The 12551-nt window shown below is 69.3% G+C and carries 14 protein-coding genes and 1 pseudogene; 8 read left to right on the top strand and 7 right to left on the bottom strand.

The features are described from left to right. Positions 1 to 358: transposase DNA-binding-containing protein (locus BVI061214_RS13660; protein ID WP_248841774.1), on the bottom strand; the 358-nt coding region annotated here is incomplete at its 3' end. A gap of 75 nt (positions 359 to 433) precedes the next feature. Between BVI061214_RS13660 and topA the strand changes: the two genes are divergently transcribed. Both topA and BVI061214_RS13655 read left to right on the top strand, forming a co-directional pair. Beyond that, positions 434 to 2935, top strand: a complete 2502-nt coding sequence (gene topA / locus BVI061214_RS01930) for a type I DNA topoisomerase (protein ID WP_282953983.1) — start codon at positions 434 to 436, stop codon at positions 2933 to 2935. Then, positions 2928 to 3194: a hypothetical protein gene (locus BVI061214_RS13655; RefSeq protein ID WP_156303276.1), complete on the top strand. Its 267-nt coding sequence runs from the start codon at positions 2928 to 2930 to the stop codon at positions 3192 to 3194. Before topA ends, BVI061214_RS13655 begins: the two co-directional genes overlap by 8 nt. Here BVI061214_RS13655 and BVI061214_RS01925 read toward each other — a convergent pair. From BVI061214_RS01925 to BVI061214_RS12380, 4 genes are all read right to left on the bottom strand, one after another. Continuing rightward, positions 3076 to 4254: a VanW family protein gene (locus tag BVI061214_RS01925; protein ID WP_053768553.1), complete on the bottom strand. Its 1179-nt coding sequence runs from the start codon at positions 4252 to 4254 to the stop codon at positions 3076 to 3078. The two genes, BVI061214_RS13655 and BVI061214_RS01925, sit on opposite strands and share 119 nt — an antisense overlap. A 148-nt stretch (positions 4255 to 4402) precedes the next feature. Further along, a complete protein-coding gene (locus tag BVI061214_RS01920) occupies positions 4403 to 5113 on the bottom strand; it encodes a pseudouridine synthase (RefSeq protein WP_053767071.1) in 711 nt (236 codons plus the stop codon). Continuing rightward, complete coding sequence (locus BVI061214_RS01915) at positions 5110 to 5439, bottom strand: nucleotidyltransferase domain-containing protein (protein ID WP_053767070.1); 330 nt, start codon at positions 5437 to 5439, stop codon at positions 5110 to 5112. The genes BVI061214_RS01920 and BVI061214_RS01915 overlap by 4 nt, the downstream gene beginning before the upstream one ends. 40 nt (positions 5440 to 5479) lie before the next feature. Then, on the bottom strand, positions 5480 to 5599 hold the full coding sequence (locus BVI061214_RS12380) for a HEPN domain-containing protein (protein WP_248841704.1): 120 nt from the start codon (positions 5597 to 5599) through the stop codon (positions 5480 to 5482). Between the two features lie 18 nt (positions 5600 to 5617). Between BVI061214_RS12380 and BVI061214_RS01910 the strand changes: the two genes are divergently transcribed. Beyond that, positions 5618 to 6745, top strand: a complete 1128-nt coding sequence (locus tag BVI061214_RS01910) for an alanyl-tRNA editing protein (protein ID WP_053767069.1) — start codon at positions 5618 to 5620, stop codon at positions 6743 to 6745. A gap of 4 nt (positions 6746 to 6749) precedes the next feature. Then, positions 6750 to 7520, top strand: a complete 771-nt coding sequence (locus BVI061214_RS01905) for an SDR family NAD(P)-dependent oxidoreductase (RefSeq protein ID WP_053767068.1) — start codon at positions 6750 to 6752, stop codon at positions 7518 to 7520. Positions 7521 to 7617: 97 nt separating this feature from the next. Here BVI061214_RS01905 and BVI061214_RS01900 read toward each other — a convergent pair whose 3' ends face one another. Beyond that, positions 7618 to 8160, bottom strand: coding sequence for an NAD(P)/FAD-dependent oxidoreductase (locus BVI061214_RS01900; RefSeq protein WP_053767067.1), 543 nt, complete (start codon positions 8158 to 8160; stop codon positions 7618 to 7620). A gap of 49 nt (positions 8161 to 8209) precedes the next feature. Here BVI061214_RS01900 and BVI061214_RS01895 point away from each other — a divergent pair, with 49 nt between their 5' ends. The 4 genes and pseudogenes from BVI061214_RS01895 to BVI061214_RS12375 all read left to right on the top strand — a co-directional run. Continuing rightward, positions 8210 to 9526, top strand: a complete 1317-nt coding sequence (locus BVI061214_RS01895; protein WP_053767066.1) for a PASTA domain-containing protein — start codon at positions 8210 to 8212, stop codon at positions 9524 to 9526. Further along, positions 9514 to 9852 carry a YraN family protein gene (locus BVI061214_RS01890; RefSeq protein ID WP_053767065.1) on the top strand — a complete coding sequence of 113 codons (339 nt, stop codon included), beginning with the start codon at positions 9514 to 9516 and terminating at the stop codon, positions 9850 to 9852. Before BVI061214_RS01895 ends, BVI061214_RS01890 begins: the two co-directional genes overlap by 13 nt. A gap of 42 nt (positions 9853 to 9894) precedes the next feature. Beyond that, positions 9895 to 11682 (top strand): menaquinone biosynthesis decarboxylase, encoded by a 1788-nt coding sequence (locus tag BVI061214_RS01885; protein ID WP_053767064.1) that lies wholly within the window; start codon positions 9895 to 9897, stop codon positions 11680 to 11682. Positions 11683 to 11714: 32 nt separating this feature from the next. Then, positions 11715 to 11834: pseudogene (locus tag BVI061214_RS12375) on the top strand (transposase); the annotation flags it as partial. 15 nt (positions 11835 to 11849) lie between these two features. Here BVI061214_RS12375 and BVI061214_RS13650 read toward each other — a convergent pair. After that, positions 11850 to 12551: transposase (locus BVI061214_RS13650; protein WP_248841703.1), on the bottom strand; the 702-nt coding region annotated here is incomplete at its 5' end.

Raw genomic sequence — 12551 nt, 5'->3', positions numbered from 1 at the left:
GGAGGACCAGAACCTCCTCACCCTCCAGGGCAGTCGCGCTCTCCTGATAGACCCGGTCAAGGAGGGCTTCTGCCTCCACCCGTGGGTTGGACAGGAAGCGGTAAAGGGCTTTGGCCTGGTGGAAGCGGTTCTGGAGGGGAGAAGGGAGCGAGGCCACCATCTCGCTCACCCGGGCTGAGCCTGCGGCCAAGGCGCCCCGCACCACCTCTTCAAACCGTCGGTGGAGGCGCTTATCGGGGGAAAACGCTCGCAAAACGGCCCGTGAACTCCTGGAGCCTGGCCTCGGCCACCTTGAGCATGTCCATGGATCACCCCCGGTACCAGATACGGGCTGCGCCCGCAAGGGGAGATTTACCACGAAACGGAGATGTGGGTAAAGTCCTGAGAGGACCGGGCTTGACAAGGCCCGGCCCACCCTCCTAAATAGGGGGCGATGCCGAAGAAGCCCAAGACCCAAGGGGCGGCCCACCTGGGGGAAGGGGGCCCCAAAGCGGAGGCCCGGGCCACCACCTTGGTGGTGGTGGAGTCCCCCGCCAAGGCCCGAAGCATCCAGAAGATGCTGGGGCCCGGCTACGAGGTCCGGGCCAGCAAGGGCCACGTGGCCGACCTCCCCGAGAGGAGCCTAGGGGTGGACGTGGAGCGGGGCTTTACCCCCACCTACGAGGTGAAGAAGGACAAGAAGCCCGTGGTGGAAGAGCTGAAGCGGGCCGCCCAGGGCAAGAGGCTCCTCATCGCCACCGACCCCGACCGGGAGGGGGAGGCCATCGGCTGGCACGTGGCGAGGCTCTTGGGGCGGGACCCCAAGGAGCCCATCCGGGTGGAGTTCCACGAGATCACCCCCAAGGTGGTGCGGCAGGCGGTGGAGGCCCCCAGGCCCATAGACCAGAACCTGGTGGACGCCCAGCAGGCCCGGCGGGTTCTGGACCGCCTGGTGGGCTACAACCTCTCCCCCCTCCTCTCCCTGGAGTTCCGCAAGCGGGCCCTTTCCGCCGGGCGGGTCCAGAGCGTGGCCCTGAGGCTGGTGGTGGAGCGGGAGGAGGAGATTGAGGCCTTCCAGAAGGAGACCTACTTCCTCCTCTTGGGCCGCTTCCTGGCGGAAGGGAAGGAGGTCTGGGCCAGCCTTTACGAGGTGGAGGGGAAGCGCCTTTTTGCGGGCCAGGGGGAGAAGGAGGGCAAGCTCCACATCGCCACGGAGGAGGAGGCCCGGCGCCTGGCCCAGGAGGCAAGGGGCCTCCCCTACCGCGTGGCCCAGGTGGAGACCAAGGAGCGCCGCAAGACCCCCCCGCCCCCCTTCACCACCTCCACCCTGCAGCAGGCGGCCAGCGGCCGCCTGGGCTACACCGCGAGCCGCACCATGCGCATCGCCCAGCGCCTCTACGAGGGGGTGGACCTCCCCGAGGGCACGGTGGGCCTCATCACCTACATGCGCACGGACTCGGTGCGGGTCTCCCCCGAGGCCCTCCAGGCGGCCCGGGCGGTGATCGGCGAGGTCTTTGGTCCCGAGTACCTGCCCGAGGCCCCCAGGGTCTACAAAAACCGCAAGGCCGGGGTCCAGGACGCCCACGAGGCCATCCGCCCCACCGACCCCAGGCGCACCCCCGAGTCCGTGCGGCCATACCTCTCGGAGGAGGAGTACCGCCTTTACGACCTGATCTGGCGGCGCTTCTTGGCCAGCCAGATGCGGGAGGCCCTCTACGAGGGGACGGTGGTGATCTTCCAAGACACGGGGCCAAGCCCCCGCTTCCTCTTCCGGGCCTCGGGGTCGGTGCTGAAGTTTGAGGGCTACCTGAAGGCTTGGGGCCGGGAAGGGGAGGAAGAGGCGGTTGAGGAGCCCCCTGTGCCCGCCCTTTCCCAGGGGGCCAGGGCTGAGCTTCTGGAGGTCAGGGCCGAGGAGCGCCACACCGAGCCCCCGCCCCGCTACACCGACGCCACCCTGGTCAAGACCATGGAGGAGCTGGGCATCGGCCGCCCCTCCACCTACGCCCCCACCCTGGAGACCCTGGAGAAGCGGGGGTATGTGGCGCGCCGGGGCCGCACCCTCCTCCCCACCCCCCTGGGCCGGCAGGTGATCCACTACCTCAAGGAGCGCTTCCCCCAGGTGGTGGCCTACGAGTTCACCGCCCGCATGGAGGACCGCCTGGACCAGGTGGAGGAGGGCAAGGCCCCTTGGCCCCAGGTGGTCCTGGAGTTCTACGCCCCCTTCCTGGAGGAGCTCAACCGGGTGCCCAAGAAGACCTGCCCCAAGTGTGGCCGCCCGCTGGAGCTCAAGGTGAGCCGCTTCGGCCAGTTCCTGGGGTGCACGGGCTACCCGGAGTGCACCTACACCGAGCCCCTGGAGCGGCGGGAGGCCGAGCCCATCGGGGAGGCCTGCCCCAAGTGCGGCCGCCCCCTCCTCAGGAAGGAGGGGCGGTACGGGAGCTTCATCGCCTGCTCGGGCTACCCGGAGTGCGACTACACCCGGGACGACGGCACCCCCACGGGCCACACCTGCCCCAAGTGCGGGGGGCGGGTCCTCGCCAAGCGCAGCAAGCGGGGGAAGCCCTACTTTAAGTGCGAGAACCGGGACTGCGACTTCCTCTCCTTCTACCCCTTCCTCCCCACCCCCTGCCCCACCTGCGGCTGGCCCCTGGTGGAGAAGGGCAAGAAAGCGGCCTGCATGAACCCCGCCTGCCCGGACCACGACCCCGCCCTGGTGCCAGGCCCCATGGAGGCCAAGCCCAAGAAAGCCGCCAAGAAAAAACCCCCGGCGCTCCCCAAGGACTGGGAGGCCCTTAAGGCCTTCCTTCCCGGGCTACCCGAGGCGGAAAGGCGGGCCCTCGAGGGCCTGGCCCAGGGAAAGACCCTGAGCGAGGAGGAGGCCAGCCTGGCCAAGAAGGCCCTCTTCAAGCTAAGGATGCGCAAGGGCCGGGCCAGGAAGGAGGTGGCCCCTGCCTGAAAGCGTCAAGCTCCACCTCCTCCGCCTGGCCCGGGAGGGCAAGGTGGAGGTGCCGGGCCTTCCCCTAAAGGCCTACACCCTGAAGGGGCCGGAAGAGGGCCGGGAGGGCGCCTTCTACCTCCTTCTGGAGGGGGAGCTGGTCATCGACCTGCCGGAGGGGCGCTACCTTCACCTCCGCCGCGGGGAAGCGGCCTGGGTGTGGGAGCCCCACCGCCTCCTGCCTGTGGAGCGGGCGGTGCTGCTGGTTCTTCCGGCCTAGGCCCCACCAGGTAGACCGCGCCCCAGGGGCGGTAGACGCTCACCACCTGGTCCTCCCGGGCCCTGCCGTCCCCGTAGCGGACCGCGCGCCGCCACACCACCCGGGCCCCCTCGGCGGGGAAGTCCACCTGCTTGCGCGCCCCCGGGGGGAGGCTCGGGTCCGGGATCTCCCGGGGCGGGAGAGGAGGTTTGCGGTCGGTGATGACGGGGCCTTCGTAGCGGACCTCCCGGTCCTTGGTGCCGAAGAGGTGGAAGCGGAGCTTGGTGCCCACCACGGAGCGCTGGACCAGGATGTGCCCAGGGGTATCGTTGAGGACCTTCAGGTCCTTGTGGGGCTGGAAGACGGCGGCGTCCAGCCCGGGAGGCCGGTAGTAGGCCACCTGGTAGCTGTGGGCGTGGCGCTCCAAGATGGGGAGCCCGGCGAAGAAGAAGGCCCTAAAGAGGGTGGTGGACACCTGGCAGACCCCGCCCCCCAGGCCCTGTTCCGTCCTGTCCCCCACGATCACGAAGGCCTCCTGGTAGCCCGCCTCCGCGGTGATGGGCCCCAGAGCCTGGTTGAAGGAAAAGGGCCCCGGGGGGATGAGGAGGCCGTCCAGCCGGCTGCTGGCCAGGAGGAGGTTGTGGGCCCTGGCCCGGCTCGAGCCCCGGAAGTCCGTCTCCCCCGTGGCCAGGTGCTCCCGCACCCCCAGGGCGTAGAGGTCCTTGAGGCTTAAGGAGGGAGGGATGTGGCGGACGGGCAGGCGAAAGCTCTTCCTGCCCGAGGCCCTGGCCTCCCGGTAGGCGGCGAGAGCCTCCTTCTCGTCAAAGAGGAGGCCCTTCTTCTCCACGCCCCGCCAGCCGCCTTCCCCAAAGACGAAGCGGGGCGGGCTGGGGGGGCGGGAAAGCTTCTTCAGGAGGGCCTTGAGCTCCGCCTCCGAGGCCACGGGGTAGCGCTGAAGGCCGGTGTAGGTGCGGAGCTCTCCGCCCTCTATGACCTCCTCCTTCAGGACCAGGAGGGCCTCGAGGCTTTCCTGGCCCCAGGCGAGGCCCAGGAGGAGGGCCAAGGCCAGAAACCCCCTCATGGGGGTGAGGCTACCACGCCCCTTGCGAAAGCCCTGTGAAACCTTCATACCACCCCATGCTGGCCCAAACCAGCATGGGGGCCCCGGCAAAGGGTTCCTGGGGAAGTTACCAGGCATGGTGGGCCGAAGGAAAGGGGAAACAAGGGTATCACCCGCCTAAGCCCACGGCCTGGTAGAGGGCCCTTTCCTCCTCCGGGGTCAGGGGGCGGGCCGCCCCCAGGGGCAGGTCCTCGAGGGTGAGGGGCCCCAGGGCCAGGCGCTTCAGGTAGAGGACCTGGTTGCCCCGGGCCTGGAACATGCGCTTCACCTGGTGGAAGCGGCCCTCCAGAAGGGTGAGCTCCACCCAGGTGGGGTCCTCCCCCAGGTGGAGCCTCGCGGGGAGGGTCTTTTCCCCGGATAGAAGAATCCCCTCCTGGAAGGCCCTCACGTCGGCCACCGTAGCCGGGTGGAGGAGGTGGACCAGGTAGCGCTTTTCCACCTTGTGCCGGGGGTGGGTGAGGTGGTGGAGGAGCTCCCCGTCGGTGGTGAAGAGGAGGAGGCCCTCGGTGTCCTTGTCCAGCCGGCCCACCGGGGAAAGGTCCCGGGTGGGGAAGCCCTCCAGGAGGGCGTAGACGGAGGGGCCCTCCTTGCGGCTCGTCACGTACCCCGCCGGCTTGTGGAGGAGGAGGTGGAGGTGGCGGCGCACGGCAAGGGGCCTCCCCTCCACCTCGAGGGCCGCCCCCTCCGGCACGTGGAAGCCGGGGTCCAGGACCACCCCTCCCCCCACCCGCACCTTCCCGGAGCGGATGAGCCACCCCACCTCCTTGCGGCTTCCTAGGCCCAGCCGGGCCAGGAGCTTGTCCAGCCTCTCCCCCCTCACAGCTCCTTTGCGCCTTCCAGCCACCAGAGAGCCCCCTTGGCCTCTAGCCTAGCGAACTCCTCCGGCAGGAGGCCCCGGGGCTCCACCCGACCTCCCCCAAGGCGGTGGAGAAGGGCGAGGCCTTCCAAGGGATCTTGGGGCAGGTGAGGAGAGACCACGAGAAGATCTATGTCGCTTTCCAGGTTGAACTCCCCTCGGGCCACGGAGCCAAAGAGATAGACCCTGGCCTCCCCTAAAGCCTCCCGGACCCTGTGGGCGTAGGCCCTCGCCTCCTCCAGGAGGGCCTCCCATTCCGCCTGCCTCCGCCTCAGGGCCTCAGAGAGCATAAAACCCCTCCACCCAGGCCAAAATGCTCTCCGCCGCCTGCTAGGCCTTGAAGGCGGCCCAGTCGTAGTCCCCCTCCTCGGCATCCCTCCTGGCGGAGTCCAGGGTGTGCCGGGCCTGGGAAAACGAGCGGCCAAACTCCTCCCGGTCCAAGGGCACCAACCTCCTTATCCTAAGGGGATGAGGCTCTATCAGCTGGACAGCTACGCCACCCGCTTCCAGGCCCGGGTGGAAAGGGCCTGGAGCGACGGGAAGGGGCACTACGCCGTCTTGTCGGAAACCCTCTTCTACCCCGAGTCGGGAGGCCAGCCCGCCGACACCGGCGTCCTGAGGGGCGCTTTTGGCGAGGTGCAGGTCCTCCACGCCTATGAGGAGGAGAAGGCCTTCGGGGACGTGGTCCACGTCCTCTCGGCCCCCGTCCCCCAGGGGGCGGAGGTGGAGGGCGAGATTAACTGGCAGAGGCGCTTCCGCCACATGCAGCGCCACACCGCCCAGCACATCCTCTCCCAGGCCCTCCTCCGGGCCGGCGGGTACCACACCGTGGCCGTGAGCCTGGACTCCCCCCTCTCCACCCTGGACCTGGCCGAGGAGGTGGAGGAGGAGAAGGTGCGCCAGGCCGAGGCCCTGGCGGCCTTCGCCGTCTACGCCGACTACCCGGTGGAGGCCTTCTGGGTGAGCGAGGAGGAGCTAGCCCACTACCCCCTCCGCCGCCCCCCCAAGGTCCAGGGCAAGGTGCGCCTGGTCAGGATTGGGGACTTTGACCTGGCCGCCTGCGGGGGCACCCACCTGAAGACCAGCGCCCAGGCGGGGCCCATCAAGGTGCAGAAGTGGGAGCGGTACAAGGGGGGCACCCGGGTCTACTTCATGGCGGGGTGGGAGGCCCTCGAGGACTACCACGCCAAGCACGCCCTCCTCGCCCGCCTGGCCCTGGCCTTCTCCACCAGCGCCCTGGACCTGGAAAAGCCCATCAAGCGGCTTCAGGAGGAGCTTTACGCCCTGAAGGGGGAAAACCAGGCCCTCAAGGAGGCCCTGGTGGAGGCCCTCCTGCCCAGGGCCCTGGAGGAGAGGGTCCTCCTGGTGCCCCAGGCCGTGATCCCGGAGCTGGCCAAGAGGCTCCTCAACTGGAGCGACAAGACCTTCCTCCTCCTCTCCCAGGAGGGGCGTTTCGCCCTTCTGGGGCCGGGAAAGGAGCGGGCCCTCGCCGCCCTCCAGGCCCTGGGGGCCAGAGGCGGGGGGAAGGAGATCCTCCAGGGGGCCCTGCCCCGGGAGAGGATCGCCGAGGCCCTGGACCCCAGGCTCGTAAGCTAGGGGCATGGGGCTTTTTGAGGGAAAAGGCATCCTGGTGACCGGAGGGGCCAGGGGCATCGGCCGGGCCACCGCCCAGGCCTTCGCCCGGGAGGGGGCCTTGGTGGCCCTTTGCGACCTTAGGCCCGAGGGGAAGGAGGTGGCCGAGGCCATCGGGGGCTTCTTCTTTCAGGTGGACCTGGCCCTGGAGGAGGACCGGGAGCGCTTCGTGGAGGGCGCCGCCCGCGCCCTGGGGCGGGTGGACGTCCTGGTGAACAACGCCGCCATCGCCGTGCCCGGCTCGGCCCTCACCGTGCCCCTGGCCCAGTGGCGCAAGGTCCTGGAGGTGAACCTCACCGCCCCCATGCACCTCTCGGCCCTGGCCGCCCGGGAGATGCGGAAGGTGGGGGGCGGGGCCATCGTCCAGGTGGCCAGCGTCCAGGGGCTTTTCGCCGAGCAGGAAAACGTGGCCTACAACGCCTCCAAGGGGGGGCTGGTGAACCTGACCCGCTCCCTGGCCCTGGACCTGGCCCCCCTGGGCATCCGGGTCAACGCCGTGGCCCCGGGGGCCATCGCCACCGAGGCGGTCCTCGAGGCCATCCTCCTCTCCGAGGACCCAGAGAGGACCAGGCGGGACTGGGAGGACCTCCACGCCCTGAGGCGGCTGGGCCGGCCCGAGGAGGTGGCGGAGGCCATCCTCTTCCTGGCCTCGGAGAAGGCCAGCTTCATCACCGGGGCCATCCTCCCCGTGGACGGGGGGATGACGGCGAGCTTCATGATGGCGGGAAGGCCCGTTTGATACCACCCCATGCTGGCTTGCGCCAGCATGGGAGCCCCGGCAAAAAGTTCCCGGGGAAGTTACCAGGCATGGTGGGCCGAAGGAAAGGGGAAGCGTATTACTGGGCGTGGTCCTTGTAGGGCTCCCCCCGGAGGTCGGAGACCAGGTGCACGGCCACGTAGGCCCCGTCCCCGGCGCTCACGACGGCGTGGCCCGGCACCTTGCCCCGGGCCACGCCGGCGGCGTAGACCCTGGGGTAGCTGGTGCGCCCCTCCTCGTCGGTCTGGACGAAGGTTCCCTTGCGGGCCAGGCCCAGGAGGGAGGGCAGGGTGGGGTCCTTGTGGGTGCAAAGGAGAAGCCTCTCCGCCTCCACCACCCCCGCTTCGGTCTCCACCTCAAAGACCCCGCCCATGTCCCGCACCCCCCGCACCACGCCTTGGCGGATCTCGGCCCCGTAGCGGCGGGCGTGCTCCCTTAGGCGCTCAAGGAGCTCCTCGCCGGAGGGCTCGTCCAAAAGTCCGGGGTAGTTGGGCACCCGGCTTACCTGCAAAACCTGGGAGCGGCCTCCGTCCAGGACCAAGACCTTCAGGCCCGCCCGGGCCAGGAAAAGAGCGGCGGAAAGCCCGGAAGGCCCCCCGCCCACCACGAGCACATCCCACATAGCTCCTTGAGTATAAGGGGGCCAGAAACCGGGGTATAATCGGCGGCGCATGGTCCTGGACGACCGCTACCCGGTGCTGGAGACCCTCAAGGAGGAAAGCGGGGTCACCCTCTACCGGGTGGAGGGTGGCTGGGTCTTCTTCTTCCACGTCAAGACCCCCGAGGACCGGGAGCGCTTCTTCCGCTACCGGGCGGCGGTGCGCCGCCTCGAGGAGCTGGGCCTGGTGGAGGCCCAGATCTCCGCCAAGCCCGGGCGGCACTACGTCTTCTTCCCGGAAAGGCCCATCGTCCGCAAGGCCCCGCCCAAGGAGGCCCTCGAGGCCCTGGCCCCCCTGGGCTTCGGCCCGGAGCACCTGGCCATGGGTGAGGGCCGGGTGGCCTACCTGGCCCCCTGGCCCCTGAAGGCCCCCCTGGGCCCCAGGAAGCCGGGCCTCCTAAAGGCGGCCCCTGGCCTCCTCTTCCTCCTCCTGGGCCTCTTCCTCTTCGCCCAGGGGCTTTACCGCTACTTCAACCCCCCGGAGTACGTCGTCCCCGACCTGGTGGGCAAGACCGCCCGGGAGGCCTTCCTCCTCCTCAAGGACACGGGGCTTCAGGTGGAGGTGAGGGAGGGCAACGACCCCACCAAGCCCAAGGAGGTGGTCCTGGACCAGGAGCCCCCGCCCGGCACCCGGCTCAGGGCGGGGCGCACGGTGCGCCTGGTCCTCAACCAGGCCCGCCTCACCCCCCTGCCCGACCTCAAGGGCCTGCGGGAGGAGGAGGCGGAAGGAAGGCTGAAGGAGCTGGGCCTTGGCGTGGAGGCCAGGGCCTACGTGGAAAGCCAGGAGCCCCGGGGCGTGGTCCTGGCCACCGACCCGCCCCCCGGCACCCCCATGCCCCCCGGGCGGGGGGTGCGGCTCCTCCTCTCCCAGGGGGCGGAGGTAGGGCCCACGGTACACCTCCCCAGGCTCACGGGCCTCTCGCGGGAGGAGGCCCTCTTCCTCCTGAACGCTGCTGGGCTCCAGGCCCAGGTGGAAGAGGTGCCCTCCCCCGCCCTTCCGGACACGGTCCTGGCCCAGGACCCCGCCCCCGGAACCCCTGTACCCAAAGGGAGTGGGGTGCGGCTCCGGGTGGCCGTGCGGGGCGAGGTCCTCATACCTCCCGCTCCCCCTCCGCCCCCCGAAAGGACCGTCACCCTGGCCCTGAACCTCCCCCCCGAGGCCGAGGGCCGGGTGGTCCGCCTGGTCCTGGTGGACGAGCGGGGGGAGCAGGTCCTCTACGAGGGGCCGGGCCAGGCGGGCCTCCGGCTGGAAGGGGGCTACCGGGTCCAGGGGGAGGCCCGCTTCCGCCTCTACCTGGACGGGGAGCTTTACCAGGAATGGGCGCCTTGAGGGGCCGTTGGGCGGAGGAGGTGGCCTTAAGGCACCTCCAGGAGAAGGGCTACCGCCTCCTAGGGAAAAACCGCCGCACCCCCTTCGGCGAGGTGGACCTCTTCATGGAAAAGGACGGGGTCTACGTGGTGGTGGAGGTCAAGCAGAGGGCCTCGGAGGCCTTCGGCGCGCCCCTGGAGGCCATCACCCCGGGGAAGGTGAAGAGGCTTTTAAAAAGCGCCCGCTTCCTCCTGGGCCGGGACGACCTCCCGGTGCGCCTCGAGGCCGTCCTGGTCCACGGGAGCCCAAAGGGCTTCCGCCTGGAGCACCTGGTCCTGGAAGTGTAGGCGAGGCCCCGCCCCACCCCGGCCTTTCCGGTAGGCTTAGGGGTGTTTAGGAACCTTGGGGCCTACCTGAAGGCCCTGGAAAGCCGGGGGGAGCTAAAACGGGTCAAGGTACCCGTAAGCGCCGAGCTGGAGATCACCGAGATCGCCGACCGCATGGTGAAGTCGGGGGGGCCCGCCCTTCTCTTTGAGCGGGTGGTGGGCAAGGACTTCCCCGTGGCCATCGGGCTTTTTGGTACCCGGGCGCGCACGGCCTTCGCCCTGGGGGTGGAGGACCTGGACGAGCTGGCCCAGAAGGTGGAGCGCCTCCTGGCCCTAAGCCCGGGCCGGGGGGGGCTTTCCGCCCTCATGGGCCTCCTCCCCAAGCTCCCCCTCCTCAGGGGCTTTTTCCCCAAGCGGGTGCGGCGAGCCCCGGTGCAGGAGGTGGTCCTGAAGGGGGAGGCCGTGGACCTCACCCGCCTTCCCGTCCTCAAGTGCTGGCCCCTGGACGGGGGGCCCTTCATCACCCTGCCTCTCGTCATCACCCGGGACCCGGAGACGGGGGAGCTCAACCTGGGCATGTACCGCATGCAGGTCCTGGACCGGAGGAGCACCGCCATGCACTGGCAGCTCCACAAGGTGGGCCGCCGCCACCTGGAGAAGGCCAGAAAGCTCGGGAAAAAGCTCCCCGTGGCCGTGGCCCTGGGGGGGGACCCGGTCCTCACCTACGCCGCCACCGCCCCCCTCCCCCCCCTCCCCGGGGTGAGCGAGTTCCACCTGGCGGGCTTCCTCCGGGGGGCCCCCATAGAGCTGGCCCGGGGCGTGACCGTGGACCTGCCGGTGCCGGCGGAGGCGGAGATCGTCCTGGAGGGCTACATTGACCCCGAGGAGCCCCTGGTGGAGGAAGGCCCCTTCGGCGACCACACGGGCTTCTACACCCCCAAGGACCTCTACCCCCGCTTCCACGTGACCGCCATCACCCACCGCCGGGGGGCCATCTACCCCGCCACCATCGTAGGGGTGCCCCCCATGGAGGACGCCTACCTCATAGAGGCCACGGAGAGGCTCTTCCTGCCCGCCCTCCGCCTGGTCCTCCCCGAGGTGGCCGACTACCACATGCCCCCCGAGGGGGTGGCCCACAACTGGGTGAACGTGGCCTTGAGGAAGGAGTTCCCCGGCCAGGCCTACAAGGCGGCCTACGGGATGCTGGGCCTGGGGCAGATGATGTTCGCCAAGGTCCTGGTAGCCGTGGACGAGGAAGTGCCGGTAAAGCCGGGGTTTTCCGCCCTGCAGGAAGCCCTTTCCCACGCCCTTCCCGGGCGGGACACCCTCCTCCTCCGGGGGCCCATGGACGTCCTGGACCACAGCTCCCGGGCCTTCGCCTACGGAGGGAAGCTCTTCATAGACGGCACCAGGAAGCTTCCCGAGGAGGGGGGGGAGGTCCCCTTCACCCCAAGGGCCCACCCAGAGCTTCCCCAGGAGGCCGAGGCCCTGGAGCAGAGGCAGTGGCCCGGGGTCTGGGGGGTGACCCTGAGGAAGGAGCGCCCCTTCCAGGCCTTGGCCCTGGCGGAGAGGCTTCTAAGGCACCCCCAAAGCGCCGGGATCCGGCTTTTGCTCCTCGCCGACCACGACACCGCCCTCACCCCGGAGGAGCTCCTCTGGGCGGTCCTCAACAACATAGACCCCGAGCGGGACGCCCGGGTCATGCCGGGGATGGAGGGGCCGGTCCTGGTCCTGGACGGCACCAGGAAGCTTCCCGAGGAGGGCTTCAACCGGGTCTGGCCGGAGAGGATCCGCATGGACCCTAAGGTGAAGGCCCTGGTGGAGGCGCGCTGGGAGGAGTACGGGTTTTAGAGGCTGTCGTAAAAGGGTGGTATCCTTGAAGGGTGCCTCTTAGACGATGTTACCCCAGCGACCTAACCGACGAGGAGTGGGGCCTCCTGGAGCCCCTCATCCCCGCCCCCAAGCCCGGCGGCCGGCCCGCCAAGGTGTCCAGAAGAGAGATCCCTTCGTGTGCTACCTCATAGCTCCACCCCGGCCATCCTGAGCAAGACCCGACTCCGAATGAGGTTGTGGACCAAAAGGATCAGGTTTACCCGGGCCGCCAGGCCCCAAAAGGACCGAGCTTCTATACGGTGAAGGCCCAAAGACCGCACCATCACGCTGAAGCGAACTTCAATCCAGTTCCTGACCCTCCCCATCCAACCTCTCCACCCCGCCTCCACCACCTTCCCCCCACGAACCCGGTAGGGCGGGGTCTTGACACCTTGGACCCAACGGAATCCCCGGTCCCCCAAGACCGCGGGAAGGTCCGCCACCAAGTCCCTCCCCCAGGTCTCCCGGGCATTTCCGGGGAGAAGGGCCCAGCGAAAAAAGAGGCCCCGCTCGTTCATCACCGGCATCAGCACGTAACCGCCGAACGCGCCCAGGGGCCCCACGCCCACAGCGGCTTCAGGGAGGGAGAGGCTGTGGATGCGGTGGCCGTGGGCCAGGGGGATGGGTTTGAGGTCCACCACCTGGAGGAGACCCATCCCCCCGGCGAGGCGGATGGCCAGGTGGGCCAGAATCCCTTGGGCCTTTTGGAGGACCCTGTAAAAGCGGGAGAGATGAGGGAGTGAGGGGAAGTAGGCCTTCAGGGTGGATTTAGCGGCTAGGTAGCCTTTGGCGAGGTCTTGGCCTTGAAGGAGGAAAAAGATGGCGAGGGTCAGTAGCTCGGCCAGAGT

It is taken from the genome of Thermus aquaticus (assembly GCF_001280255.1).
GTDB lineage: Bacteria > Deinococcota > Deinococci > Deinococcales > Thermaceae > Thermus > Thermus aquaticus.
This window is presented reverse-complemented; position numbering and strand designations above follow the sequence as displayed.